Source organism: Enterococcus sp. C76, assembly GCF_040886985.1.
GTDB classification, from domain to species: Bacteria; Bacillota; Bacilli; order Lactobacillales; family Enterococcaceae; genus Enterococcus_B; species Enterococcus_B lactis.
In genome coordinates, this window is record NZ_JBFOEY010000007.1 from 113,119 (window position 1) to 139,125 (window position 26,007).

The window sequence follows — 26,007 nt, forward strand, 5'->3', positions numbered from 1 at the left end:
GATGACGAAAATTTTAGAAGTGAAAGACTTAGAAATCTCTTTTGATACGTATGCTGGAAAGGTACGAGCGATTCGCGGTGTCAATTTTCATTTGAATAAAGGAGAAACATTGGCGATCGTTGGGGAATCTGGAAGCGGAAAATCAGTGACGACCAGAAGCATCATGCGCTTGCTGTCGAGCAATGCCAATATAGATGCTGGGCAAATCCTCTTTAAAGGTAAAGACATCGTTGAAAAGACAGAAAGAGAGATGCAAAAAATCCGCGGAAAAGAAATAGCAATGATTTTCCAAGATCCAATGACCTCTTTAGATCCGACGATGCCTATTGGGAAACAAGTTGCTGAGTCTCTTAGAAAGCATAATAAAGTTTCGAAAAAAGAGGGACAAAAAGCTGCATTAGAACTGCTTAAATTAGTTGGTATACCTGAAGCTGAGAAACGTATCAATAGTTATCCCCATCAGTTTTCAGGAGGTCAACGCCAACGGATCGTGATTGCGATCGCACTGGTATGTTATCCGGAAATACTGATTGCTGATGAACCCACAACAGCACTTGATGTGACTATCCAAGCACAAATTTTGGAACTGCTGAAAGAAATTCAGACAAAAATCGATACATCAATCATTTTTATCACTCATGACCTTGGTGTAGTAGCAAACGTTGCTGACCGTGTAGCTGTTATGTATGGGGGAAGAATCGTTGAAGTTGGAACATCCGAAGAGATTTTCTACAACCCGCAACATCCCTATACTTGGGGACTGCTTGGCTCAATGCCGACATTAGACAGTGCGAACGACCGATTGTACGCCATTCCTGGTTCTCCACCGGATTTATTGAACCCGCCAAAAGGAGACGCATTCTACCCAAGAAATGAATTCGCGATGAAAATCGATGCAGAACAAGAACCGCCATTTTTTGAACTATCAAAAACGCACAAGGCAGCAACTTGGCTACTTGCTCCACAAGCGCCTAAAGTGACGCCACCAGAAGAAATCCAACGTCGCTGGGCTATTTTTAAAGAGAAACAAAAACATACTTATGGTCAAGGAGGAATTGCTGATGCCAAATAAACTACTTGAAGTTAAAGGACTGAAACAGTATTTCAATGTAGGAAAAAAGAATGAAGTACATGCTGTAAATGACATCAGCTTTCACATTTATGAAGGAGAAACATTTGGTTTAGTAGGAGAATCTGGAAGCGGAAAATCCACTACTGGCCGTACGATCATTCGTTTGAATGAACCTACTGACGGTGAGATATTATTCGACGGTCAAGATGTAACGAAGATCAAAGACAAAAAAGGATTGACGAAATTCCGACATGATGTTCAGATGATCTTTCAAGATCCATACGCTTCGTTGAATCCTCGGATGAAAGTCAGAGATATCATTGCGGAAGGAATTGATGTCAATGGGTTAGCTAAGTCACCAGAGGAACGTGCCAAAAAAGTCGATGATCTATTAAGAACCGTTGGATTGAATCCGAGCCATGGCACTCGTTATCCCCATGAATTTTCAGGAGGACAACGCCAGCGTATTGGTATTGCACGAGCATTAGCAGTAAAACCGCGATTTATCATTTGCGATGAACCGATTTCTGCATTAGATGTTTCCATTCAAGCCCAAGTTGTCAATTTATTGCAAGATCTCCAACGAGAACATCAATTGACCTATCTATTTATTGCGCATGATTTATCAATGGTTAAACATATCAGCGACCGAATCGGTGTAATGCATAACGGTTTGTTATTAGAAATGGGAAAAAGTGATGAAATCTATAATCATGGTGTCCATCCTTATACAGAAAGTTTGTTATCTGCTATTCCTTTGCCAGATCCAGATCATGAGAGAAAGCGCAGAAGAATCAAATATCAACCCGAACCAGATGACGGACAAGTACGTCAGCTTCGTGAAATCGCACCAGAACATTTTGTTTATGCAACTGAGCAGGAAGTCCCATATTATGCAAAAAAATTAAAACGACAAAAGGAATCTCTTCTGGTTGCTAACTAGGAGGGACATAGATGCTAAAAGCTTTTAAATTCCGTATGTATCCGACAGAAGAACAAAAACAGCAATTGATCCGTACTTTTGGCTGTGTTCGATTTACCTATAACCATTTGCTGAAAGAACGGCAGAAAAGTTGGCAACAAACAGGAGTGGCCGATTTTTCGCTCACGCCTGCTACGTTAAAAAAAGAATACCCATTCTTAAAAGAGGTAGACAGTCTTGCTTTAGCAAATGCACAGCTTAATTTGGACCGAGCTTTTCGCAATTATTTCAAGGGACGTGCCAGCTTTCCAAAGCTTAAAACGAAAAAAAGTATGTGGCAATCTTATACGACGAATAATCAAACCCATACGGTCTATCTGAAAAACGGTCATTTAAAATTACCAAAACAAAAAGAACTGATCAAGATAAACCAGCACCGTCCAGTCGAAGGCACGATTCGTTCCGCTACGATTTCTGCTCGATATAATGAAGAGTTCTATGTCGCACTACTTTGTGATGTTTCATCAATAAAAAAAGAATCTTCAGCTAAATGGATTGGGATTGCCTATCATCCAAAAACATTGATCGAAACATCGCAGCCCATAGAAGTAACTTTGCCAAAATTTGACCAGACAGAAGAAAAACTTCAGCATGCACAGCGGAAATTAAGCGTAAAAGTCCGCTCCGCTCACCATAGAAAGACCAGGTTAGATAAGGCAAGCAATTATCAGAAACAAAAGAGAAAAGTAATGGATCTTTATCTGAAACAAAAGAACCAGCGAGAAGATTATCTTGAACAATTATCTGGGAAATTGGTCAAACAATATGACTACTTATTTGTAGAATCTTTTCCAAAAGAAGAGGCACATGCTGATTTTTCTATTCATGACTGGCATAAATTAATAACAAAATTGCGTTATAAGTCTCAATGGTATAATAAAAAATTTCTTTTGATCAATACCGACGGAGCAGAAGAAAGCAATTCTGTAAGAAAGAGCCAAGTGTTAGAACAACTAGGCAGGCATTCGGTCATCAAGGAATAAAAAATGAATGAAACTGACAGGAGCGTTAGGGTTCGCCTTGTTAATAAAAAGTCTGATTGACTTTTGTTTCTAGGAATTTTCTTTTGAAGAAAAGCTCACTAATTATGACAAACCAATAAAACAATAGCAGAAAAAATTCGTACGAGTTTTTTCTGCTATTGTTATTTTTTTATTCGAAGAATTTTACTGACACGCCAAAGTATAGAGCAAAAAACGCAAAACACAAAGAGCGTCTTTCCATTTTTCTTGAGTGTTTAGAACGGAGCCCTTTCTTCACAATCCTTACTCATGATGCCCCGGCTTGAGCTGATAGATTTTTGAAGGGCGACCGATTCCTACAGGACGTTCGCCAATCTCGTCGAAATATTGGAGCATAGCTTTCTTAAAATTGGAATGATCGATCGTTTTATAATCGATTCCTAAGAACTTTGCAAATACTTTTCGAGCTTCTGTAATCGTGAAATCTTTACCTAAAACTTGCAAAACTTGCGGTTCGTGTTCCATTTTATTGACTACACGGTTGAATGCTTTCAAAATGATTTGACTATGGTCAAAAGCTAAAGTATCTTTGCCAGAAGACTCTCCAGTGACTAAGTCAAGTGAGATAGCCACTTCTCCGCTCGATAAATTGATTTTGTTGCCGTGACGTTCCAATGTGAACCAGCGTACTTCTTTAGCATCATCTCCGGCGATCAGCGGTTCTTCTCCAATAAAAGCTAAGTAGCTGACTGTGACGACCCAACCTCGCGGATCTCGATTAGGCGTACTGAATGTATGCAGTTGTTCAATGTTTTCTTTAGAGATAACTACACCAGTTTCTTCTTTTGTTTCTCTTAAGACACTTTCTCCAGTTGACTCATCCTTTTGGACAAAACCACCAGGTAATGCCCATGAATTTCGATAAGGATGCCCTTTTCGTTGGATCAGCAATACTTTCAGCTGATCTTCTTCTTTGTTATAGCACATCAGTACGATATCGACAGTCAAAGAGGGCTTGTCATATTCTGGACGTTCCTGTTTTTGATACCAGTTAAGAAAATCTTCTTCACTTGCTTCATGTTCATAATATAATTTTTCTTCTTCTTTAGAAGCAAATCGGTTCATCAGACCACCTCCGTTGACATTAAAAGTACTTTTTACCTTATTGTAGCAGACTCTGAAAAAAAACCAAGGATTTACTTGAAAAATCCTTGGTTCTCCCTTAAATATGAAAAATAAATGGAAGTACTAGATTGAATAAAAAGAAAAGCAGATAAAACGGTAATACTTTATACCGCTCTTCACGAACGGCAAAGAAGCCGCAAATAACGATATATGCGTCAATGACAAAACGTAAAAGCCATGCGACTGTCATGAAACTGTTCAAATGCCCATGAAGGTTAAAATAACCATACATACGAATATAAAAATAGCTGAATATCAAATGTGCTAATGAAAGAAAAGCAATACTAAGTGTAAAAAAAAGATGTTTCTTCTGCATGATCGTTCCAGTCCCTTACTAAAATAGATAGTCTTTATTATACCACGAGTCAGAAGAGAAATAAAAAGCCGTCTCCAACTAAACATGAAACAAGATGAAAAATAGCATTTATTCCCTCTGTCCTTCCTTTTGAAGGAGAGATTCATCATAGAGAAGAAGTCATTTATCCAGACTTTTTCATTTTGAAAAAAAGCTAACAGCTTGCTTTTTTTATGGTATACTAGCAAGGAAACGAATTCGCATCATGCGATAAAGGAGGAAGAGCCCCGTGGCAGAAAAGGAAACTTTTTATATCACTACGCCAATCTATTATCCAAGCGGCAAACTTCATATCGGCAACTCATATACTACGATTGCATGTGACGCAATTGCTCGTTATAAACGGTTGATGGGCTTTGATGTGTTTTATCTCACTGGAGTGGATGAACATGGTCAAAAAATCGAAACAAAAGCAGAAGAATTAGGTGTAAAACCGCAAGAATACGTAGATAAAATGGCGGCTGATGTCAAAAAACTATGGAAAACGCTTGATATCAGTTATGACAAATTCATTCGTACGACAGATGATTACCATAAAGCAGCTGTTCAAAAAATATTTGATCGTTTATTAGAACAGGGAGACATTTACTTAGGTGAATATGAAGGCTGGTACTCTGTTTCTGACGAAGAATTCTTTACGGAAACACAACTTGCAGAAGTGTACAAAGATGATGAAGGCAATGTGATCGGCGGTAAAGCGCCAAGCGGACACGAAGTAGAATTGGTAAAAGAAGAATCTTACTTCTTCCGCATGAGCAAATACGCAGATCGTCTGTTGGAATACTATGAAGAACATCCTGAATTCATCCAACCAGAATCTCGTAAAAATGAAATGATCAATAACTTTATCAAACCAGGATTAGAAGATCTTGCAGTTTCAAGAACAACCTTTACTTGGGGGGTACCAGTCAAGAGTGATCCGAAACATGTGGTGTATGTATGGATCGATGCATTGTCCAATTACATCACTGCACTAGGCTACGGGTCCGAGGATGAAAGTCTATTCGAAAAATACTGGCCTGCAGATGTTCAGATGGTCGGTAAAGAAATCGTTCGCTTCCATACGATCTATTGGCCAATCATGCTGATGGCTCTTGATTTGCCTCTACCTAAAAAAGTATTTGGTCATGGCTGGTTATTGATGAAAGATGGAAAAATGTCTAAATCAAAAGGAAATGTCGTTTATCCTGAAATGCTTGTGGAACGTTATGGTTTAGATGCACTCCGTTATTATTTGCTTCGTGCTGTGCCATTTGGGTCAGATGGCGTCTTTACGCCAGAAGATTTTGTTTCTCGTGTCAATTATGATCTGGCAAATGATCTAGGTAACTTATTGAATCGTACGATCGCTATGATCAACAAATATTGTGATGGTCTCGTTCCTGATTATGCCTCACTTGTCACTCCATTTGACAGTGAACTGTCTACGACGGCTGCTAACGTTGTCGGACGTTACCATGATGCAATGGAAAAAATGGAATTCAATACAGCGTTAGCTGAAATCTGGGTGCTGATTTCTCGTGCAAACAAATACATTGACGAAACAGAACCATGGGTATTAGCAAAAGATGAAGAAAAGAAAGCTGAATTGAATAGTGTCATGATCCATTTAGCTGAATCCTTGCGTATCGCCGCAATTTTACTTCAACCGATCATGACAGAAACGCCAGAGAAGATCTTCAATCAACTAGGGTTGGATCCTGAAACGATGAATCTTGAAGGATTGCACTTTGGCGAATTCCCTTCAGGAACAAAAGTAGTTGCAAAAGGTACACCAATCTTCCCACGTTTGGATATGGAAGAAGAAGTTGCTTTTATCCAAGAAAAAATGTCTGAAGGTACTCAAACAAACGAAGATACAGTCAAATGGGATCCAGAAGAAACAGAACTTGTTTCAACGAAAGAAAAACAAATCAAATTTGATGTATTTGAAAAAGTTGAACTAAAAGTAGCAGAAGTCATCAACTGCCAAAAAGTAGAAGGGGCAGATAAGTTGTTGCAATTCCGACTAGATGCTGGAGACAGCCAAGATCGTCAAATTTTGTCAGGAATCGCTGAATTCTATCCTGATCCAAGCGAACTGATCGGGAAAAAAGTAGTGATCGTCGCAAATCTGAAACCACGAAAGATGCGTGGACAAATCAGTCAAGGAATGATCCTTTCCGCAGAAGCACCAGATGGCTCTTTACAAGTGATTGAAGCACCAAAATCCATGCCGAATGGCTCAGAGATCGCATAAAATCATAAGAAAAACTCGCAAGACAATGCTGCTTGCGAGTTTTTTTAATTCCTGTCAATTGCCCCAATGGTGATTATGGAAGCCAATCATATAATAAACACATGTAACTATACAAAATGTATCCTAGAAAAATTACCCACCGATGGAATCTGCAGCTTCCTAAAAACAAAAGAAAAAGTGGCTGCGAATAGTTGAATAAAATATTTGTGATCCTTTCCTCTGTCTGCCAATTAAGAAAAAGGCTAATAGGAATCGTAAAGACAGAAAGAAGCAACGTAATGATAAGTGGACGGGCGGTTTTTATTTGATTTTATGGTAACCTTTTATTTTTGTCTTCAAACGGCTTGGTAAGAGCGCAGTAAGCAGTGCAAATGGAATCGAAAAGACATACCAGAAAATCGTTCTTCCAATACCATAACGCTGATACAGTTTCGTCAACATCACATGAAGCAAGATCAATCCTAAAAGTAAGGCACCAGCTGAAAACCAATGATTATTCCAATGCATGACTTCACGAAGTGCCATCACTCCGAAGGGATAAAAATAAAAATAGATCCCTACTAAGGTCATCCGCCAGTTCTTTGTAAATGTTCCAATGTTCAATAAAAAGAAAATCGCTGAAAGCAAAATACCGATAGGTGGGAATAGCCCCACTAGAAAGGAATACAACATCCCCCACAAAATCATCACGGGACCTTTGATCAATGCAACGATTGCGATGAACACAGTCAGCAATATCAATTTTTGTGATAACGTTGCAATGGTCAATAATCCAAATAAAATCAACGTGAACCAATGCCAACGGGACTGCTGCTGTTCTTTACGAGAAAAATCGATTCGGTTGGATAAATAATCTGCTAATTTCGGATAAGAACGCTTAAAATCCATAAACTGTTCCTCCTTCGTGGAAAAGGTAGGTTTAGTATACGCAAAATAAAGAGGAAATACATCCGTCTTAAGAGGGAGTTTTTCATTGAAAGTGGAGAAAAAAGAATGGTAAATTAAAATATTCTCAGTTATACTGAAAATTATACCAAATTTCAAAGAAGAAAGAGGATGGGAATGAAAGGCAAACTAAAACGAGAAATCAATCTGTTTGGCGCATTAGCTACCGTTATGGGAACCGTGATCGGCGCAGGGGTCTTCTTTAAAACCGCTGCTGTTACTGCAAGCACGCAGTCTACAAGTTTGACATTACTAGCTTGGCTTTTGGGTGGTTTCTTAACGATCTGTGCTGGATTGACAGTGGCTGAATTAGCTACAGCGATCCCAGAAACTGGTGGAGCTGTCAAATATATTGAAGCAGCTTATGGAAAGCTGCCCAGCTTTTTATTAGGATGGGCGCAAAGCTTGATTTATTTCCCCGCTAATATTGCTGCATTATCGATTATCTTTGCGACACAATTGACGAACTTATTACAATTATCTACCGACTACCTTTTGTTGATTGCAGTGATTACCGCTGTTTCTGTGACAGGATTGAATTTATTAGGAACAAAAGTCGGTGCGTCTGTACAATCAGTGACGCTGATTGTTAAATTGATACCAATTGCCGTGATTGTCGTATGGGGATTATTGACACCAGGACAAGGAACTGTCCAGCTATTTCCAATCGAAGCTGGAAAAGAGGTTACTTTTGTCGAAGGCTTGAGCAGTGCGTTGCTAGCAACATTGTTTGCTTATGACGGCTGGTTAGGCGTCGGCGCAATGGCTGGTGAAATGAAACGGCCGGAAAAAGATTTGCCTAAAGCGATTATACTTGGGCTGAGTTTTGTCACTGTCGTTTATTTATTGATCAATTTTGTTTTCTTGAAAACTCTGCCGATTGATCATCTTGCCGGTAATTTGAACGCAGCTTCTGAAGCATCAGACGTCATTTTTGGAGAAATCGGCGGAAAACTGGTCACTATTGGGATTTTGATTTCGGTATACGGGGCATTGAATGGGTATACCTTAACTGGGATTCGTGTGCCTTATGCGATGGCTTTGGAAGACGAGCTACCTTTCAGCAAACAGCTGACAAAGCTTTCAAAGAAATTTACGGTACCTTATGTTCCTGCGATTTTCCAGTTAGCAGTAGCTTGTATTATGATGAGCCTTGGTTCTTTCGACTTTTTAACCGACATGTTGATTTTTGTGATGTGGCTATTCAGTTTACTGATTTTTATCGGTGTCTTTATTTTAAGAAAAAAAGCGCCGGAATTGCCACGCCCATATAAAGTACCACTTTATCCAATCGTTCCGATTATTGCGATTCTCGGTGCTATTTTCATTTTAGGTATGACGATGATGACGCAAACGAAATTAGCATTGATCGGTATAGGTGTTACCTTGATTGGTATCCCAGTCTATTATCAAAAAAAGAAAAAACGCTCAGAAGAGTAAAATATTTCAACAACAGACAGAAAAAGTACGAACTAAGTCCTCTGGATTTTCGTGCTTTTTCTGTTTCAACAAAACAAGTTCTTCTATTTTGATTTTTGCTACTTCTGCAAGCAGTGCTAATGTGCTAAAGTAAGAATGAAAAGGAGAGATAAACATGATATTTGATTCTCATACCCATTTAAATGCGGAACAGTTCAATGAAGATATTCCAGAAACGATTCAGCGAGCACAAGAAATGGGGGTAACGAAAATGGCGGTCGTGGGCTTCGATACGCCAACGATTGAAAAGTCTTTGCAATTAAGCCATGACTATCCAAATATATACAGTATTATCGGCTGGCATCCGACAGAGGCTGGCAGTTATACGAAAGAAATCGAAAATAAATTACAAGAACAATTGACTTTGCCAAAGGTTGTAGCATTAGGAGAAATTGGCTTGGATTATCATTGGATGGAAGACCCGAAAGAAGTCCAAGATAAAGTATTTCGCAGACAGATTGCTATCGCAAAAGAAATGAACCTTCCAATCAGTATTCATACTAGAGAAGCACTTGAAGACACGTATCAAATCCTAAAAGAAGAAGATGTTCGAGATATTGGTGGAATCATGCATAGTTTCAGCGGTGATTATGAATGGGCAAAACGATTTCTTGACTTAGGGATGCATATTTCATTTAGTGGTGTCGTCACTTTCAAAAAAGCATTAGACGTCCAAGAGGCTGCAACAAATGTACCAATCGAACGATTACTTGTGGAAACAGATGCCCCTTATTTGGCACCAGTTCCTTTTAGAGGAAAGCGAAATGAACCAGGCTATACTCGTTATACAGTAGAAAAGATTGCTGAACTTCGGAATCTGCCAACAGAAGAAGTGGCTGCCCAAACATGGTCAAATGCGCACCGATTATTTGGTCTAAGCGAACATGGATAAGATGAGGATCCAAGAGATTATAGTCGTTGAAGGAAAAGACGATACAAGAAGGCTACGGGAAGTAGTTGATGCAGATACGATAGAAACGATCGGTTCTGCTATCAATGAAGATATCCTGATGCAAATTGAACATGCCCAAGAAACACGAGGGGTGATCGTTTTTACCGATCCTGATTTTTCAGGAGAAAAAATAAGAAAAATCATTATGGAAGCTGTTCCTCAGGCAAAACATGCTTTTTTGCCGCGTACACAAGCTAAACCAAAGAAAAAGGGAAGTCTTGGTGTTGAACATGCAAGTGATGCTGCTATTTTAGAAGCATTGAAAAAAGTTGTGACGCCAGACATTTCCCAAACGGCTGTTTCTGAAATCACTAGACAAGACCTTTTAGACTATGGTTTAATAGCTGGAGCACAAGCAAAAGAAAAACGAGAAAAACTAGGTGATGAGTTGCGTATCGGTTATACGAACGGCAAACAATTGGAAAAACGTTTGAAGATGTTTCGTATCACGCCGAAAGAGCTCGCACAAGCAATGAAAATAGTGGAGGAACAACATGAGTGAATATCGTGAAATCGCGACACCCTCTAGAACAAAAGAGATTTTATTGAAACATGGTTTTTCATTTAAAAAAAGTTTAGGACAAAATTTTCTCACTGAACCAAATATTTTAAGAAAAATCGTAGAAACTGCGCAAATAGATGAACGAACGAACGTGATCGAAGTTGGGCCAGGAATCGGCGCATTGACAGAACAATTAGCGATGCATGCAAAGCAAGTCGTAGCATTTGAGATTGATGATCGTTTGATCCCTGTATTGGCTGATACGATGCAACCCTATGACAATGTGACCATCATACATCAAGATATTCTGAAGACGGATTTATCAACAGCCGTAAGAGAAACATTTCATGAAGAGCTTCCGTTAAAAGTCGTAGCAAATTTACCTTATTATATTACGACGCCCATCATGATGCATTTTCTTGAATCGGATTTGGTCGTGGATGAATTAGTCGTCATGATGCAAAAAGAAGTAGCTGATCGAATCTCTGCTGAACCAGGAACGAAAGCATACGGTTCATTATCGATTGCTGTTCAATATTATATGGAAGCCAGTTTAGCCTTCATCGTACCAAAAACAGTATTTGTCCCTCAGCCAAATGTAGATTCAGCGATTTTGAAACTGACAAGAAGAGATACACCGGCAGTAGAAGTGACGGACGAAAAAGCATTTTTCCGATTGACAAAAGCTGCATTTCAGCAAAGAAGAAAAACGCTTTGGAATAATTTGCAGCATTCGTATGGCAAAGATGATCAGACAAAAGCATGGTTAGCAAAAAGCTTGGAAACGGCTGGAATCGATCCAAAACGTCGTGGAGAGACGTTGTCATTACAAGAATTTGCCGCATTAAGCAATGCGATGTCAGAAAATAAGCAGTAAAAAAAGAGGTTGTGACAGAAGTGATCAGCTTCAAGAAATAAGAAGAAATTTACGAAAATTGCTTCTCCTATTTTTGATTTGGTTGGTCTTATTTCCGCAAAGGCAAGCTTTTGATTCCCATTATGAACAAGGAGATGTGACACAAATTTTGTCACATCTCCTATTTTTGTCTCTTGATCAAAAAATTCTTATACTGGATACTCACACTCGTTTTGTATGGATTTAGAAAAGAATATGTGTCTTGACAGTTATTGATAAGTGAGTTATACTAAGTCGACATTTATGTGTCAAGACATATTAGGAGAGGGAAAAAATGAGAAAAAATTCAGTTCGAAAACTAACGATTTCTGCTTTATTGATTGGGATGGGGGTCATTATCCCAATGGTTATGCCTAAAATCATGATCCCACCTGCTTCTTTTACATTAGCGTCTCATGTGCCATTATTTATTGCGATGTTTTTTACACCAGGAGTTGCAGTGGCTGTTGCACTAGGTACGACATTCGGTTTCTTTTTGACAACACCAGTTATCATTGCATTGCGCGCATTGTCACATCTTGTATTTGCATTGATCGGGGCATGGTACTTGCAGAAGCATCCGAGTATCGTTTTAAAGAATGGACAGTTTACTTTTACTAATTGGCGTTTCCAAGGGTTCAATTTTGTGATAGGTGTGATTCATTCTTTAGTAGAAATGCTAGTAGTCAGCATCTTTTACTTCATCGGTAATATGCCTGACACGTATTACTCTCAAGGATATTTTTATACAGTGTTCATCTTGATGGGAATTGGTGGACTCATCCACAGTTTGGTTGATTATAATATTGCTTATTTTATAGCAGGAACACTCAGCAAATACTTTGATATCCCGGTATTTACGGCAGCAAAAAAAGGAAATCGGAAAGAATCGATTCAAGGATACGCGAAGAAAACGACATACTAATGATCTATCAAAGAAAAACTCTCATCTGCTAACGGATAATAAATCCGCTAAGATGAGCGTTTTTTGTCCTAAAAAGAGCTACACCACTATTTTCTGGCGTAGCTCTGAAGGGGGCAGATTAGGGAAGTTTAGGGAAGTTTGATGACTTGTTCGGTTTCTTTATCAAAGAAGTGCCCTTTATTGATGTTGAAGGCAAGGTCAACCATTTCACCTGGTTTATGGAAATCTCTTGCATCTACTTTTGAGATGAACTCAGTAGAACCAGTTTTTGTGTAAAGCATCGTTTCAGCACCAAGTAATTCGGAAACGACAACTTCTGATTTCACTACGGCTTCAGGTGAAGCTTCAAGGGCTACTTGTTCACTGTGGATGTCTTCTGGACGAATGCCGAAGATGACTTCTTTTCCTTCATAACCTTTTTCGACTAATACTTTGTTTTTCCCTTCAGGAATACGAAGCTTAAGCCCATGTCCATCTGTGATGACACCGTTTTTCAATGTCACATTAAAGAAGTTCATGGCAGGAGATCCAATAAAGCCGGCAACGAACATATTGACTGGTGTATCATAAACTTCTTTCGGTGTACCGATTTGCTGGATAAATCCGTCTTTCATGATAACGATTCGGTCAGCCATAGTCATCGCTTCTGTCTGATCATGAGTAACATAGATTGTCGTTGTTTCAAGACGTTGGTGAAGTTTGGCAATCTCAGCACGCATGGCTACACGTAATTTAGCATCTAAGTTTGACAATGGTTCATCCATCAAGAAGACTTTGGCATCCCGAACGATTGCACGTCCTAATGCTACACGTTGTCTTTGTCCACCAGATAAAGCAGCTGGTTTTCGTTTCAAGTATTCTGTCAGTCCGAGGATCTCTGCTGCATTGTCCACACGCTTTTTAATGTCTGCTTTATCATATTTACGTAATTTCAAACCAAAAGCCATATTATCATAAACAGTCATGTGAGGATACAATGCATAGTTTTGGAAAACCATGGCAATATCACGGTCTTTAGGTGCCACGTCATTCATGACTTTTCCGCCGATATTTAGTTCTCCTTCAGAGATATCTTCCAGTCCCGCAATCATTCGCAAAGTAGTTGACTTTCCACAACCGGAAGGACCAACAAAAACGATAAATTCACGGTCTTTGATTGATAGATTAAAATCAGTCACAGAATAATTTTCTGCATTATCATATTTTTTATATACGTTTTTCAGAGCCATTTCTACCATAATACGTTCCACACTTTCTTTTTTAGTTTTATTAACTGATTAAAGTATAAATGAAAGCGTTAACTAAGTTCAATGTCATGTTGAACAAGAATTTTTTCTTTTTTTTGTCAATGTGCTAGTTTTAAGCTTCAATAAATATCCATAAGAAATAAAAACTGATACACTGGAGTAAATAAGTATGTTAACCATATCAAAAGGAGTGTCTCTTATGAAAATCGCTTTGATCGCTCATGACCGAAAAAAACCTATGATGGTGAAATTAGCAACAGCGTATAAAACAATATTGGAAAAACATGAACTTTTTGCTACCGGGACGACTGGACAACGGATCACGGAAGCGACCGGCTTGCCCATTCATCGGTTTAAATCCGGACCGTTAGGCGGAGATCAGCAAATTGGAGCAATGATCTCGGAGGACCAGTTAGATTTGGTGATTTTTCTTCGAGACCCCCTAGCTGCACAGCCGCATGAACCAGATGTAACAGCACTTATCCGTTTATCTGATGTTTATGAGATTCCGTTGGCTACGAATATCGGAACAGCTGAGGTGCTGCTAAGAGGACTGGAAGCCGGCTTCCTAGATTTTCGAAGAATCGTCCATGAAATAGACAAACGTCCACTTTCATTTTGATGGATAAGTGTATAGAAAAATAACGTTTAATGTTCGCCTATATGTAGCTATAAAAGCTAAACGAACTGAGAATATGCGATATAATACGAACGTATTGTATAATATAACCAATAATATTAGTTTTTCGTGTTTGCAGTAAATGTGAAAATATGCTATAGTTTCTGTGGGAAAAGATCCCAAAAATAATACAGAGTAGAAAATAAAGCGTTAAGTGCTAAGAGGATGGGATGTTGCCTCTTGGACGAAGGACGTAATGTTCGCGGTTTTATTTTCGCATTCGCTGCATGATACGATGTAGCAGCTCTTAAAGGAGATGCTAAAAATGAAGAAACACCGGTTAGACGCACGTATGATTGCTATTATGGGCTTACTGATTGCATTGATGGTCACGTTGTCCCGTCTGGTAGCAATCGAGACCCCATTTATTAAAATCAGTGTCACATTTATTCCACAAGTGATCATGGGCATTCTTTTTGGTCCTTTTTGGTCAGGGATAGGTGCAGTTTTAGCTGATTTAGTAGGAATGGCTCTCTTCTCGAAATCTGCATTTTTTATTGGATTTACATTGAATGCATTTATTGAAGGAGCAATCTACGGATTCTTTTTCTATCGAAAAGAAATCACTTGGAAAAATGCCATTTTGGCTACGCTTAGTGTCACGCTGATCATAAACTTATTTTTGACACCATTATGGCTTGCGTTGATGTACCATGTGCCATTGTTCAGCTGGGTCGTTTGGGCGCCCCGCCTGTTAAAAACAGTGATATGGTTACCGATTCAATCAATTGCCATTTATTACGTAGGACGTAGTGTTCCTTACAAAAAAATTTTAAGAAGTTTAGCGATCCACGCTAAATAAAAAACAAGCAGTCTTCCCATCCCAGAAGACTGCTTGTTTTTATTGTGCTGTGAATTGTGCTTGATAGAGCCGTCGGTAATAACCATCTTTTTGAAGCAACTCATCATGGGTGCCCATTTCGACAATGGCTCCCTGATCCATCACTAATATCTGGTCCGCATTTTTGATTGTGGACAGGCGATGGGCAATAACAAAACTGGTTTTTCCCTCCATCATTGCTAAGAAAGCTTGTTGGATTTTTTTCTCTGTCAATGTATCGACTGAGCTGGTAGCTTCATCTAAGATCAACATAGGCGGATTACTGATCATCGTTCGAGCAATCGTCAACAGTTGGCGTTGGCCATCTGATATCTTTAACCCTTGACCGCCAATCTTAGTATCTAATTTTTCCGGCAAACGTTCAACAAATTCATACATATAAGAGGCTTTTAGGGCATCATTGATTTCTACGTCACTTGCTTCCGGATTCCCAAAACGAAGATTTTCTCGCAATGTACTGTCAAATAGCCAAGTATCTTGTAACACCATTCCAAAACTTTTACGTAATGTATCACGTTGGATAGAGCGGATGTCATGGTCATCGATTGTAATCGTTCCTTTTGTTGTGTCATAAAAACGCATCAGCAAATTAACAAGTGTGGATTTTCCGGCCCCTGTTTTTCCTACTATAGCAATGGTTTGACCTGGATAAGCAGTAAAATTGAAATCTTCGATCAAACGCTGTTTGGGGTCATAAGAAAAAGAAACATGATCAAAAGAGACTTTTCCTTTGATATTTTTGGGTTCCAAGGCATAGGCATCTGGCAAATCAGGCTTTTCTTCTGGTTGATCGATCAAATCAAATGCTCGTTCTAGACCAGAAAAAGCGGTTTGCAGTTGTGTCGTGATTCCAGAAAGTTCGATAAATGGTTTAGAAAACTGACTTGAGTAGATCGTAAAGCTGGAAATCACACCAACAGTGATTGACGAACCACTCTTCAATGCCAATAGGCCGCCAACTAAACCAATCGATAAATAAGCAAGGTGATCTACAAAACGAGAAGACGGGTTTGTCAAGGAAGAAGAAAATTGTGCCCGTTGTCCTTTTTGATATAGATCAGCATTTAGCAGTTCAAATTGCTGTTGACTAGCTTCTTCTTGCTGAAAAGCTTTCACGATTTTCTGATTACCGATTCGTTCGGTCACAAAGCCCGAGATCTCCCCAATGATTCTTTGCTGTCTATCGAAATTTGTTTGCGAAGCACGAGCAACGATCCAACTCACAAGGAAAATAATCGGTGTGGAACAAAGAACGACCAATGTCAGAAGTGGACTTAGACGCATCATAAAAATAAACGAAAGAAGGATGATCGCAACTCCGGAAAACAATTGATTGAAGGCAGCAGAAATCGCAATAGAAATGTTGTCCATATCATTTGTAAATCGACTGACGATATTTCCATGAGAATTTTGATCATAATAACGAAGTGGCAATCGATTCAGTTGAGCAAAAGCATCTTTTCTTAATGTTGCAACGGACAAGTAAGCTAACCGATTGCTTAATACTTGGATGAGCCATTGACTGACTACGTTGATCAAAACGATCCCACCGAACAGAATCAGTAAATGGAATAGTCGATTGAAGCGAACTTGTCCTTCTCCGATCATTTGATCGATACTTTGGCCAATTTGTAACGTCATCACAACTGTTGCGATCCCGTTGATGATCCCTAGTAATACAGCTAGCCAAATGTCTTTCGCATAAGCAGTAAGATAAGGGATGAAGCGACGGAGTGTCTGCAAGGATAATTTTTTTACTTTCATAACTATTCTTCCTCCTGTGATGCGACGATTTCCTGATATTCCGCTGATTGAGCAAGTAATTCTTCATGCGTACCTTGAGCAGCGATCTTTCCTTGATCCATCACTAAGATATGGTGGGCTTCTTGAATGGAGCGGACACGTTGGGAGATAATGATCACTGTACTGCCAAGATAAGTCTGCAGCGCCTTACGCAAATCCAAGTCAGTCTGATAATCCAACGCACTCAAAGAGTCATCTAAAATCAGTAATTCTGGCTTGGCAATCAAAGCTCTTGCAATCGTTAGTCGCTGTTTTTGACCGCCGGAGAAATTTTTTCCGTTTTCCATGACTTTTGTATCTAAACCATTTGGAAGCTGACGTACAAATTCTTCTGCCTGAGCGATTTTCAGGGCTTCCCAACACTCATCTTCTGTGGCATCTTGCTTACCCCATTGAAGGTTTTCACGAATAGTCCCAGTAAATAACACGGAAGTTTGGGGAACAAGGGCGATTTGCTGACGAAGATGATCCAGCTGCCAAGAACGAACGTCCATTCCATCCATTATGACTGTACCGGAACTGACATCATAGAAGCGCGGAATCAATTGAGTCAAAGTCGTTTTCCCGCTTCCCGTTGGACCAATGATTCCAAGGACCGTATTTCGCTTCAGCTGAAATGTAATCCCTTGAAGAGAAAGCCCAGAATCAGGAGTATAACGGAAGTCAACGTGATCAAAAGCGAGAATCGATTCAGAAGAAAAATCGGGAGTAGTACTGATCTCGGCTTCAAGAATCGAATTCTCTGTGTCTAGAACCTCTTTTACTCGATTACCTGAAGCTTCGGCACGTGTGAAGATCACGACGAGGTTTGAAACAACGATCAGTGCCAAAAGCATTTGATTCATATAATTGATCAAAGCAAGAACTTGTCCTTGTTGCAAACTCCCAATGTTTACTTTGATCCCGCCGACTGTTAGCAAACAAATGATTCCGACATTCATAATCAAGGTCGTAGCAGGTGATAAAAGGGCAGAGATATTGGAAACACGTAAATAATTGTTCGCTAGATCATTTGTGCTTTTATCAAACTTTTCTGTTTCTTTTTTTGTCTGTGCAAATGCACGTATGACACGAACGCCGCTAAGATTCTGGCTGACGTGTTCATTGAGCTGGTCTAGTTTTTCTTGCACTTTTTGATAGAGAGGAACAGTTTTTCTGATGATAAAAAATAAGATGATGGAGAAAATAGGCAATAATGCTAAGAAAAACAGACCTACTTCCCAGTCGATCACAAAAGCCATGACTACTGAACCGATGCTTAAAAATGGTGCTCTAATCAATAAACGAATGACCATTGCTAAAGCTAGTTGAAGCTGATTGATGTCGTTTGTCATTCGAGTGATCAAGGTATCTGTTCCAAAATGATTCAACTCGTTGTGAGAGAAAGTATTGATTTTTTTGATCAGCTGATTTCGCAACTCTGTACCAAATCCTTGTGAAGCTACTGAAGCGTAGTATTGGCAAATGATAGCACAAATCAGACCAATCACAGACATAGCGACCATCCATAAGCCCATTTCAATGATTTTTCCTCGGTCATTCATTTTTAGTCCATTATCGATCAAGGAAGCCATCATTAAAGGTAGGACAAGTTCGAAGACAGCCTCAAGAAACTTGAAGAACGGACCCAAAATGATTTGCTTACGATAATCTTTTGCATAACGTAATAACTGAATCATATGATTCCTCCTATTATTTATTTGTCTACAGTTGAAAAAACAAGTACTACCACATTGTAGCTTAGGAAATTTAGAATGAAAAGAGAACAAGCCTTTTCATAAATGAAAGTTTTATTATGAAGAGATTTTAGAGATTGAATAGAATATTTTTTAGAAAAAAAGAAAGAGAACGGGAAATTCATCCCGGTCTCTTCATTCCTCCAAACGTCTATTTTGTCCGATTTTTTATAAATGAATCGTGTGCAAAAGGTGGATCAGGTACAGAATCATCAATGGAGCGCTATTTATTTTTTGAAAATAAAAAAGTAGTGATTCCATGATTTAAGTAAAAAACAGCGAGTATAAAGCAAATGATCTTAGTAATGAATAAAATCTCATAAAATGGAGAGGGCGAAGCTTCATTTTCCATAAAAACCATCGTTATTTTTGGCGAAAAAATTAAAAGTAACGATGTTATTAAATCTAATAACAGCTTTGTTTTCATAGTTTATTCTCCTTTTTTAAAAGTTGTTGAAATCGTTTTCTTTTTATGCTGTAAAGTTATTGTAACAAATTGTTTGTGGGAAAGCTAATTAATGTTGAAAGAAGGGATATGAGAATGAAAAAATCGTTGATTGGTTTATTATGTGTGGCAGCTTTAGGGGGGGGAAGTAATATCGGACAGCCTGTGTTTGCTGTAGAAGTGGATGCATCAGTGATCGACATATCAAATGAAAAGAAAGAGATAAACATAAGTCCCGTACTCACTTTTGATGAAATGGTGCGAGAAGTAGCAAAAGAAAACGGCATCCCTATTATCCAAGCACAACAAGAGCTTGGATTCACAGATGAAAGTGCAAGACAAGCACGTACAGCAAGAGCAACATACAGAACATTATCGCAATCTTTCACAGTCAATGCTAGTTATAGACCCACGATGCGCTTTTATTGCGAGACCAGTGAAAGTGGAAATTTTAGGGCTATCAAAAGAATCGTACGAGTTGAAATGATCCGCGGATATAATGGTTTGTCGAAACAATTTGGTGGAACTGTTTATGTTCATTTAGAAGATGCTAACCGTATTTTTTACATTGTAAATGGCGACTTCTTCAATAATGGTTCAACAACTTGGAATGCAGGGGTGAACATCGGAGTAGGAAGAAACGCTTCTATTAAGTTTGGTGTAACGAATACAACCTCTCATTATCAATATCGCTATGTAGAAAGTCGTTTGCGATTTTGATATCAAAACAGCATACGAAAAAGAAAACAAGGCAGGAACAGTGATGTTTCTACCTTGTTTTCTTAATCAATGGGAAAAAACTAAGAGTGGTGTACGTAATCAATAAAAAGGATGGTGACAACAGTACCTCTTTACTCTCTGAAAGCATCATAACTCGTTTTTCCTCGTTACGCCAATAAATTGTTGTTATACCAGATATAAGGATTTGTAATAACAAAAAGCAGACAGAAAAATTGAGAGCTGTGCCTCCTATTTTGTGTGGAAGGATTTATAGAACGCAAAAATCAAGATAAAGATAAATAAAAATCCTGTTTCGGCTATATATTGCGTATCTACATCAATAAAACGGGTTTGTTCTGTCATAGCCATATAAAGCAAAGGTAAAAACACAACCACAGCGAGATAAGATCCGATGATTTCGCGAAAAGTTTTCCAAGAAGTATACTTCCTCTTTTTAGATTTATCCGATTTCATTGAATAGTCATAGCCTCCTTGTTCTTTCTTTATTGTTTGGAAATCCCAGTATAAAAACCGGAAGGAACTGTTCTTTTTTAGAATAAAAATTATAAGGGATAAGTGAGCTGCTGTCTATAACAAGACATATTTTTCAACCCTTTATTAAAGATTTTATTGACAAAATGAATCCGTTTTCTATGATGGAGTAGGGGTGGATAAGTTGTTAAAACACGAAATTTTATGCTACTTAGAGAACCAGACAGCCTTTTTCGATCTCAACCATATGAATGAGGTTTTTACAGCAAAAAGATTGGCTGAACATTTTGGGGTAAAAAGAAACACAGTCAGTCATTATTTGAACCAGTTGAATGAGGAGAAACTACTAGTCAAAATCAATTCTCGTCCAGTGGTTTATTTCCACAAAGAAGCTTTTGAAAAACAATTTTTTAAGTTACGTACGAATTTTTATTTTTCTATCAATGATCTTAAAGAAGAACAGCCTTTTTTCGCACAACCAAAAGATTTATTCTCTTTTATGATCGGACACGACGCCAGTTTGAAAGAAAGTATCGAACAAATCAAAACAGCTCTTTACTATCCAGATGGCGGACTGCCACTTTTGATCACAGGTGAAAGCGGCACAGGTAAAAGTTATTTAGTCCATTTAGTCTATCAGTATTGTCTGCTTCATGATTTACTAGAGGACTCTGCACCATTCATCACTTTCAATTGTGCACAATATGCAGATAATCCTGAACTGTTGACTAGCAATTTGTTTGGTCATGTCAAAGGAGCTTACACTGGAGCAGAAGAAAATAAAAAAGGGGCTTTCGAAGCAGCAGATGGTGGAATCTTGTTTTTAGACGAGGTACATCGCTTAACACCAGAAGGGCAGGAAAAACTATTCACCTATCTTGATCAAGGTGTGATTTATCGTATGGGAGAACCTAATTTGTCACGGCGGATCAAAACACGTCTTTTTTTTGCCACAACAGAAGAGGCCACTAGTCATTTCTTAACCACTTTCATTCGAAGAATACCTATCCGAATCGAACTACCTGCACTCAATCAGCGTAGTCGAAATGAACGGCTAGAACTGGTTTACTCTTTTTTTATCGAGGAACAAAGAAAAATGGGGAGCCCTTTGTCAGTCAGTGGCCCAGTTTTGTCACTTCTAGCAGGTCAAAAATTATCTGGAAACATAGGAGAGCTGAAAAATATTGTCAAAGTTTCAGCAGCAAAAGCGTATGCTGAACAACGTGAACAGTCGGAGATTCATGTCACCATCCATCATTTGCAAAAAGAACTACTCGCTGAGCCCATTACCAAAAATACAGCACAGCAAGGAATCTATATCACGCAAGACCAGACCTTAGAACAATTGATGGAAAAGCAACAACCAGAACAGCAACGAATCGTTAAAAGTTTTGAGCAAATCCTGCTTGATTTCAAAAAAAATAAGTGTCTTCTATATTCTTGCGAAGGAAAACTAAAACAAGAAGTGATCCAATTATTTGATTTTTTGCTATTTGAGACCAGTAGACAAGAAAAACACGAGCTGTTGGTTTATTGGACTCAATCTATCCGTGAGACCTTTCGACAAATGGAGTCTGCCTATCAAATCAAGTTCGATGGAAACAGTGTCTATGCCTTGAGTTACTATCTTTATCAGCGAAGCACTGTCAAATGGTTACCGGAAGAACATGCGATTATCCAACTAATCAAAGAATTAGAAAAACAGGTTTCTCAATCTTATCCATCTAGTTATCATTATGTCCAGCGAATCTTGGAACTGAGTAAGATTAAATTAGATATTGAAGTCACTAGTATGGATCGGATTTTACTGACGATCTATCTAAAAAAAGCAAAATGGTCAAAAGAAAAACAACTGCCAAAAGCAATGATTGCTGCGCACGGTTATGCAACTGCCAGCAGTATGGCAAATGTGGTCAATCGTTTATTACAAGAAGATCTATTTGAATCATTTGATATGCCACTAGATGTCACACCACAGCAGATTGCTGCAGAAATCGTGGATTATTGCGAAAACAGCGATGTTTCAAGTGGGTTGATCATATTAGTAGATATGGGATCTCTGAAAGAAATCCATCAGTTTTTTAAAAAACAATTATCTGTACCACTTTTGATTTTGAATAATGTGACGACACCTTTAGCCATCACAGTAGGGGAATGCTTGAAAAAAAATGCAGCTTTAGAAGAAATAGCAGAAGAGGCCGTTCGTCAAATCCAACCAGAATGGCGGCTCCTCTATCCACAAGAAAATAAACCCAAAGCACTCATTACTACCTGCTTCACTGGAATCGGCACGGCGGCTCACCTAAGTGAACTGCTAGAGAAAAGTTTGCCTACGACTTGTCAGTTGAAAATCATCCCATATGAATATCAGCGATTAAAAGATAAGAAAAACAGTGAACCATTGTTTTCCATATACGAAATCGTAGGGATCATAGGTACCGCAGATCCTGCTATCACCGATATCGACTATCTTTCATTAGAAGACCTCATCTCAGGAGAGAAGATGTCTGTACTAGCAGAATGGTTGGATTCTGCTATGAATGTTTCAGATAAGGAAACATTCAACCAGAACATCATTCGCAATTTTTCATTGGAGAAAGTACTGGACTCTGTGACTATTCTAGATACAGAAAAGGTGATGGAGGAAATCGATCATTTTATGCGAGAATTAGAGGTGCAGTTGAATCGAAGAATCAGTAATCCCAAAAAACTAGCGTTATATGTCCATGTGAGCTGTCTAATCGAACGTTTGATTCGACAAATGCCAATTGAAACCTATCAAGGATTAGAGAAATGGGAACAGTGTCAAAAAGAAGAGGTATCTGCTCTTAAATCTGCGTTTAGTGTCATTGAAGAGCATTATAGTGTCATGATCCCTCATTCTGAGATTGCCTATATCTGTGATATTTTGAGTGAAAGTACAGAGTTACTCTCGATAGAAGAAGAATTTTGAACATAAGCAAGTTGTGGCCACTAACTTTGGCACGCAACTTGCTTTTTAGTATGTGTAAGTAAAAAGAGGAGATGAAAAAGTGGACAGAGAAATTATCTTAGCTTCCCATGGGAAATTTGCTTCAGGGATACTAGATTCATTAGAGCTAATCTATGGGAAAAATCATTCTATTACTGCATTGGACTGCTATACTGATGAGAATTTTGATTTAACGGAATCAGTAAGTCAGCTGTTTATGAGGTACAAAGATAAAGAAATCATTGTTCTGACGGATCTTTTTGGCGGAAGTGTCAACAATGAATTCTTACAATATATCAATCAGGATCATGTCTATCTTGTTGCCGGATTGAATTTGCCACTCTTGATTGAGCTAGTATCTCGGTTGGACGCTGAAGTAGAGACAACTGTTTTGATCCAACAGGTGCTAACTGATTCAAAAAAAATGATCCAGTTTTGTAACGAACGGATCAATCAAAAAATAGAAGAAGACGAATTTTAGGAGGAAGAAGAATGATTGTATTGACAAGAGTTGACCATCGGTTATTACACGGACAAGTCGCTTTTTCTTGGACACAAACAATAGGCGCAGATTGTATTTTGATTGCCAATGATGATGTGCCTACTAATGAGATACGAAAGACAACAATCAAATTAGCCAAGCCGCAAGGAGTCAAACTAGTAATCAAATCCATTGATGACTCGATTGCCGCATTGAAAAGCGGTGTGACAGATAAATATAAGCTATTCATCGTAGTGGAATCAATCGAGGACGCATATAAGCTGGCAGAAGCGTATCCAGAAATCAAAACCATCAACTTAGGAGGGATCAAGGCGAAACCTGGTACTCGCAGTATTGGAAAAGCGGTGAATATTTTACCAGAAGAGGAGGAACGATTGAAAAGATTGATTGACAAACAAATAGAAGTGGAGATCCGTCAAGTACCGGCAGATAAAAAAGTGGACGTAAGGGAAGTTTTGTAAGAAAGGAAGAAACTCAATGATTGTACAAGCAGTCTTATTAGGTATCGTTGCATTTATCGCACAATCAGAATATGCATTAGGGACATCACTGCTTTCTCGTCCAATTGTGACGGGACTGTTTACAGGAATCGTGTTGGGTGATGTAAAAACTGGGATTGTCATGGGTGCCACTTTGGAGTTAGCATTTATCGGATCATTCTCAGTAGGTGCTTCGATCCCCCCTGATGTGGTGACCGGAGGAATTCTAGGCACAGCTTTTGCTATCACAGCTGGAGCTGGTACGGAAACGGCACTTTTACTAGGTTTACCAATTGCTACGTTGACATTGATATTGAAAAATATTTACTTAGGTCTTTTGATTCCAATTATGAACCATAAAGCGGACAGTTATGCAGAAGAAGGAAACTATAAAGGAGTCGAGCATATGCACTTGCTTGCCGGTTTCGGTCTTTCTTTGATGCTTGGTGTTGTGGTAATGGTTTCGTATATGGTGGGAAGCAATACGATCGGAAATCTACTCAATAAGATTCCTGACTTCGTTCAGAATGGCTTGTCAGTAGCTACAGGGTTGATTCCAGCTCTTGGTTTCGCGATGCTCGCTCGATTGCTGATTAACAAACAAGTTGCGCCATACTTTTTCTTAGGTTTCGCTATAGCTTCTTACTTAAAGATTCCTGTGACCGGAGTAGCTATTTTTGGTGCAATTTTAGCCGTTGTGGTAGTCAATATCATGAATGTCCGTCAATTGCCACTTCAAACCACTGCAGGGGAGGTCGAAGAAGATGAAGAATTCTGAGAGTAAAAACAGCAAAATAACGAAAAAAGAACTGAATCATGTATTCTGGCGTTCTTTTCAAATGGAGTTTTCTTGGAACTATGAACGACAGATGAATATGGCTTATGTTTACGCAATGATTCCGATTTTGAAAAAGTTATATCAGTCGAAAGAAGAAATGGCAGCAGCTTTGAAACGGCATCTAGAGTTTTTCAACACGACCCCACATATCGTTACATTGATTTTAGGAATCACGGCTGCAATGGAGGAAGAAAATAAGGATGATCCTGAATTTGATGTGACCGCAATCGACAGTATCAAAACATCTTTGATGGGACCACTTGCAGGGTTAGGGGATTCTTTCTTTTGGGGAACTTTGCGATTGATTGCCACAGGTGTGGGCACCTCTTTAGCTATGCAAGGAAATATTTTAGGACCTATCTTGTTCATTTTGATTTTCAATATTCCGCACATTCTGTTCCGCTATCTAGCAACAGGTTGGGGTTATCGCTTAGGAACGGGTTTTTTGAAAAAGATTCAGGCAAACGGGATGATGGAAAGTTTGACATTAGGCGCGTCTATCATTGGGTTGATGGTCGTGGGAGCAATGACTGCCACGATGATTACTATCAATATTCCTTTAAAAATCGGTTCAGGAGAAAATGCTGTGACTGTTCAAAGTATTTTTGATGATATTGTCCCAAATATCTTATGTCTGGGTGCATTTGGTGCAGTGTTTTATCTATTGAAAAAAGAAGTAAAACCATTGACGATCTTGATCGGATTAGCTTTCTTTGGGATTTTTGGTTCGTGGATAGGGATTTTTTAGAAAAGGAGCAGAG

Annotated in this window: 24 protein-coding genes and 1 riboswitch; of the genes, 17 read left to right on the plus strand and 7 right to left on the minus strand. The window is 38.8% G+C overall.

Going from position 1 to position 26,007, the window contains the following annotated elements; translation table 11 throughout:
* The first annotated feature begins 1 nt into the window (after position 1).
* From AB3I00_RS10330 to AB3I00_RS10340, 3 genes are read left to right on the plus strand one after another with little or no spacing between them, the layout of a single operon-like run.
* A complete protein-coding gene (locus tag AB3I00_RS10330) occupies positions 2 to 1,072 on the plus strand; it encodes an ABC transporter ATP-binding protein (protein ID WP_002315752.1) in 1,071 nt (356 codons plus the stop codon).
* Complete coding sequence (locus tag AB3I00_RS10335; protein ID WP_002310132.1) at positions 1,062 to 2,015, plus strand: ABC transporter ATP-binding protein; 954 nt, start codon at positions 1,062 to 1,064, stop codon at positions 2,013 to 2,015. Before AB3I00_RS10330 ends, AB3I00_RS10335 begins: the two co-directional genes overlap by 11 nt.
* An 11-nt stretch (positions 2,016 to 2,026) precedes the next feature.
* Positions 2,027 to 3,037 (plus strand): RNA-guided endonuclease TnpB family protein, encoded by a 1,011-nt coding sequence (locus AB3I00_RS10340; RefSeq protein ID WP_002293578.1) that lies wholly within the window; start codon positions 2,027 to 2,029, stop codon positions 3,035 to 3,037.
* Between the two features lie 282 nt (positions 3,038 to 3,319).
* On the opposite strand, the gene AB3I00_RS10345 is transcribed toward AB3I00_RS10340, so the two are convergent.
* Both AB3I00_RS10345 and AB3I00_RS10350 read right to left on the minus strand, forming a co-directional pair.
* The gene (locus AB3I00_RS10345; protein ID WP_002293580.1) at positions 3,320 to 4,141 is read right to left on the minus strand and encodes an NUDIX hydrolase; all 822 of its coding nucleotides are present in this window, start codon (positions 4,139 to 4,141) and stop codon (positions 3,320 to 3,322) included.
* Between the two features lie 97 nt (positions 4,142 to 4,238).
* Positions 4,239 to 4,517 (minus strand): hypothetical protein, encoded by a 279-nt coding sequence (locus AB3I00_RS10350; protein WP_002293582.1) that lies wholly within the window; start codon positions 4,515 to 4,517, stop codon positions 4,239 to 4,241.
* Between the two features lie 268 nt (positions 4,518 to 4,785).
* Here AB3I00_RS10350 and metG point away from each other — a divergent pair, with 268 nt between their 5' ends.
* Positions 4,786 to 6,795 (plus strand): methionine--tRNA ligase, encoded by a 2,010-nt coding sequence (gene metG / locus AB3I00_RS10355; protein ID WP_002293583.1) that lies wholly within the window; start codon positions 4,786 to 4,788, stop codon positions 6,793 to 6,795.
* A 300-nt stretch (positions 6,796 to 7,095) separates the two neighbouring features.
* Here metG and AB3I00_RS10360 read toward each other — a convergent pair whose 3' ends face one another.
* A complete protein-coding gene (locus AB3I00_RS10360; RefSeq protein WP_002315757.1) occupies positions 7,096 to 7,683 on the minus strand; it encodes a hypothetical protein in 588 nt (195 codons plus the stop codon).
* Between the two features lie 174 nt (positions 7,684 to 7,857).
* Here AB3I00_RS10360 and AB3I00_RS10365 point away from each other — a divergent pair, with 174 nt between their 5' ends.
* The 5 genes from AB3I00_RS10365 (at position 7,858) to AB3I00_RS10385 (ending at position 12,493) form a co-directional block, all read left to right on the plus strand.
* Positions 7,858 to 9,180, plus strand: a complete 1,323-nt coding sequence (locus tag AB3I00_RS10365) for an APC family permease (RefSeq protein ID WP_002293587.1) — start codon at positions 7,858 to 7,860, stop codon at positions 9,178 to 9,180.
* A 154-nt stretch (positions 9,181 to 9,334) separates the two neighbouring features.
* Entirely contained in the window at positions 9,335 to 10,111 is a 777-nt protein-coding gene (locus tag AB3I00_RS10370; protein ID WP_002315759.1) for a TatD family hydrolase, read from the plus strand.
* Positions 10,104 to 10,673 carry a ribonuclease M5 gene (gene rnmV / locus AB3I00_RS10375; protein WP_002315760.1) on the plus strand — a complete coding sequence of 190 codons (570 nt, stop codon included), beginning with the start codon at positions 10,104 to 10,106 and terminating at the stop codon, positions 10,671 to 10,673. The genes AB3I00_RS10370 and rnmV overlap by 8 nt, the downstream gene beginning before the upstream one ends.
* Positions 10,666 to 11,550, plus strand: a complete 885-nt coding sequence (gene rsmA, locus AB3I00_RS10380) for a 16S rRNA (adenine(1518)-N(6)/adenine(1519)-N(6))-dimethyltransferase RsmA (protein WP_002293596.1) — start codon at positions 10,666 to 10,668, stop codon at positions 11,548 to 11,550. Before rnmV ends, rsmA begins: the two co-directional genes overlap by 8 nt.
* Positions 11,551 to 11,863: 313 nt before the next feature.
* Positions 11,864 to 12,493 (plus strand): hypothetical protein, encoded by a 630-nt coding sequence (locus AB3I00_RS10385; protein ID WP_002291071.1) that lies wholly within the window; start codon positions 11,864 to 11,866, stop codon positions 12,491 to 12,493.
* 128 nt (positions 12,494 to 12,621) lie between these two features.
* Here the strand turns inward: AB3I00_RS10385 and AB3I00_RS10390 are convergent, their stop codons facing one another.
* Positions 12,622 to 13,731, minus strand: coding sequence for an ABC transporter ATP-binding protein (locus AB3I00_RS10390; RefSeq protein ID WP_002291070.1), 1,110 nt, complete (start codon positions 13,729 to 13,731; stop codon positions 12,622 to 12,624).
* A gap of 208 nt (positions 13,732 to 13,939) precedes the next feature.
* Between AB3I00_RS10390 and mgsA the strand changes: the two genes are divergently transcribed.
* Together mgsA and AB3I00_RS10400 are read left to right on the plus strand one after the other, a co-directional pair.
* Entirely contained in the window at positions 13,940 to 14,362 is a 423-nt protein-coding gene (gene mgsA / locus AB3I00_RS10395) for a methylglyoxal synthase (RefSeq protein ID WP_002291069.1), read from the plus strand.
* A gap of 186 nt (positions 14,363 to 14,548) precedes the next feature.
* A riboswitch (THF riboswitch) is annotated at positions 14,549 to 14,647 on the plus strand.
* 37 nt (positions 14,648 to 14,684) lie between these two features.
* Entirely contained in the window at positions 14,685 to 15,221 is a 537-nt protein-coding gene (locus AB3I00_RS10400) for a folate family ECF transporter S component (protein ID WP_002291062.1), read from the plus strand.
* Positions 15,222 to 15,260: 39 nt separating this feature from the next.
* On the opposite strand, the gene AB3I00_RS10405 is transcribed toward AB3I00_RS10400, so the two are convergent.
* Both AB3I00_RS10405 and AB3I00_RS10410 read right to left on the minus strand, forming a co-directional pair.
* On the minus strand, positions 15,261 to 17,024 hold the full coding sequence (locus tag AB3I00_RS10405) for an ABC transporter ATP-binding protein (RefSeq protein ID WP_002291060.1): 1,764 nt from the start codon (positions 17,022 to 17,024) through the stop codon (positions 15,261 to 15,263).
* Positions 17,025 to 17,026: 2 nt separating this feature from the next.
* A complete protein-coding gene (locus AB3I00_RS10410) occupies positions 17,027 to 18,742 on the minus strand; it encodes an ABC transporter ATP-binding protein (RefSeq protein WP_002310151.1) in 1,716 nt (571 codons plus the stop codon).
* Positions 18,743 to 19,340: 598 nt separating this feature from the next.
* Here AB3I00_RS10410 and AB3I00_RS10415 point away from each other — a divergent pair.
* Positions 19,341 to 19,964 carry a hypothetical protein gene (locus tag AB3I00_RS10415; RefSeq protein ID WP_086286505.1) on the plus strand — a complete coding sequence of 208 codons (624 nt, stop codon included), beginning with the start codon at positions 19,341 to 19,343 and terminating at the stop codon, positions 19,962 to 19,964.
* Between the two features lie 249 nt (positions 19,965 to 20,213).
* On the opposite strand, the gene AB3I00_RS10420 is transcribed toward AB3I00_RS10415, so the two are convergent.
* Complete coding sequence (locus tag AB3I00_RS10420) at positions 20,214 to 20,438, minus strand: hypothetical protein (RefSeq protein ID WP_002315767.1); 225 nt, start codon at positions 20,436 to 20,438, stop codon at positions 20,214 to 20,216.
* A gap of 193 nt (positions 20,439 to 20,631) precedes the next feature.
* Here AB3I00_RS10420 and AB3I00_RS10425 point away from each other — a divergent pair, with 193 nt between their 5' ends.
* The 5 genes from AB3I00_RS10425 (at position 20,632) to AB3I00_RS10445 (ending at position 25,994) form a co-directional block, all read left to right on the plus strand.
* Positions 20,632 to 23,409, plus strand: a complete 2,778-nt coding sequence (locus tag AB3I00_RS10425) for a sigma 54-interacting transcriptional regulator (RefSeq protein WP_368025171.1) — start codon at positions 20,632 to 20,634, stop codon at positions 23,407 to 23,409.
* A 79-nt stretch (positions 23,410 to 23,488) separates the two neighbouring features.
* A complete protein-coding gene (locus AB3I00_RS10430) occupies positions 23,489 to 23,908 on the plus strand; it encodes a PTS sugar transporter subunit IIA (protein WP_002328951.1) in 420 nt (139 codons plus the stop codon).
* Between the two features lie 11 nt (positions 23,909 to 23,919).
* A complete protein-coding gene (locus tag AB3I00_RS10435; RefSeq protein ID WP_002287114.1) occupies positions 23,920 to 24,390 on the plus strand; it encodes a PTS sugar transporter subunit IIB in 471 nt (156 codons plus the stop codon).
* 16 nt (positions 24,391 to 24,406) lie between these two features.
* Positions 24,407 to 25,186, plus strand: coding sequence for a PTS sugar transporter subunit IIC (locus AB3I00_RS10440; RefSeq protein ID WP_002335477.1), 780 nt, complete (start codon positions 24,407 to 24,409; stop codon positions 25,184 to 25,186).
* A complete protein-coding gene (locus AB3I00_RS10445) occupies positions 25,173 to 25,994 on the plus strand; it encodes a PTS system mannose/fructose/sorbose family transporter subunit IID (RefSeq protein WP_368025172.1) in 822 nt (273 codons plus the stop codon). Before AB3I00_RS10440 ends, AB3I00_RS10445 begins: the two co-directional genes overlap by 14 nt.
* Positions 25,995 to 26,007: the final 13 nt, after the last annotated feature.

Excerpts from the sequence above, each read along its gene's own strand:
- AB3I00_RS10330 (WP_002315752.1), top strand. The coding sequence starts at position 2 with ATGACGAAAATTTTAGAAGTGAAAGACTTAGAAATCTCTTTTGATACG.
- AB3I00_RS10335 (WP_002310132.1), top strand. The coding sequence starts at position 1,062 with ATGCCAAATAAACTACTTGAAGTTAAAGGACTGAAACAGTATTTCAAT.
- AB3I00_RS10340 (WP_002293578.1), top strand. The coding sequence starts at position 2,027 with ATGCTAAAAGCTTTTAAATTCCGTATGTATCCGACAGAAGAACAAAAA.
- AB3I00_RS10345 (WP_002293580.1), bottom strand. The coding sequence starts at position 4,141 with ATGAACCGATTTGCTTCTAAAGAAGAAGAAAAATTATATTATGAACAT.
- AB3I00_RS10350 (WP_002293582.1), bottom strand. The coding sequence starts at position 4,517 with ATGCAGAAGAAACATCTTTTTTTTACACTTAGTATTGCTTTTCTTTCA.
- AB3I00_RS10360 (WP_002315757.1), bottom strand. The coding sequence starts at position 7,683 with ATGGATTTTAAGCGTTCTTATCCGAAATTAGCAGATTATTTATCCAAC.
- AB3I00_RS10365 (WP_002293587.1), top strand. The coding sequence starts at position 7,858 with ATGAAAGGCAAACTAAAACGAGAAATCAATCTGTTTGGCGCATTAGCT.
- AB3I00_RS10370 (WP_002315759.1), top strand. The coding sequence starts at position 9,335 with ATGATATTTGATTCTCATACCCATTTAAATGCGGAACAGTTCAATGAA.
- rnmV (WP_002315760.1), top strand. The coding sequence starts at position 10,104 with ATGGATAAGATGAGGATCCAAGAGATTATAGTCGTTGAAGGAAAAGAC.
- rsmA (WP_002293596.1), top strand. The coding sequence starts at position 10,666 with ATGAGTGAATATCGTGAAATCGCGACACCCTCTAGAACAAAAGAGATT.
- AB3I00_RS10385 (WP_002291071.1), top strand. The coding sequence starts at position 11,864 with ATGAGAAAAAATTCAGTTCGAAAACTAACGATTTCTGCTTTATTGATT.
- AB3I00_RS10390 (WP_002291070.1), bottom strand. The coding sequence starts at position 13,731 with ATGGTAGAAATGGCTCTGAAAAACGTATATAAAAAATATGATAATGCA.
- mgsA (WP_002291069.1), top strand. The coding sequence starts at position 13,940 with ATGAAAATCGCTTTGATCGCTCATGACCGAAAAAAACCTATGATGGTG.
- AB3I00_RS10400 (WP_002291062.1), top strand. The coding sequence starts at position 14,685 with ATGAAGAAACACCGGTTAGACGCACGTATGATTGCTATTATGGGCTTA.
- AB3I00_RS10405 (WP_002291060.1), bottom strand. The coding sequence starts at position 17,024 with ATGAAAGTAAAAAAATTATCCTTGCAGACACTCCGTCGCTTCATCCCT.
- AB3I00_RS10410 (WP_002310151.1), bottom strand. The coding sequence starts at position 18,742 with ATGATTCAGTTATTACGTTATGCAAAAGATTATCGTAAGCAAATCATT.
- AB3I00_RS10415 (WP_086286505.1), top strand. The coding sequence starts at position 19,341 with ATGAAAAAATCGTTGATTGGTTTATTATGTGTGGCAGCTTTAGGGGGG.
- AB3I00_RS10420 (WP_002315767.1), bottom strand. The coding sequence starts at position 20,438 with ATGAAATCGGATAAATCTAAAAAGAGGAAGTATACTTCTTGGAAAACT.
- AB3I00_RS10435 (WP_002287114.1), top strand. The coding sequence starts at position 23,920 with ATGATTGTATTGACAAGAGTTGACCATCGGTTATTACACGGACAAGTC.
- AB3I00_RS10440 (WP_002335477.1), top strand. The coding sequence starts at position 24,407 with ATGATTGTACAAGCAGTCTTATTAGGTATCGTTGCATTTATCGCACAA.
- AB3I00_RS10445 (WP_368025172.1), top strand. The coding sequence starts at position 25,173 with ATGAAGAATTCTGAGAGTAAAAACAGCAAAATAACGAAAAAAGAACTG.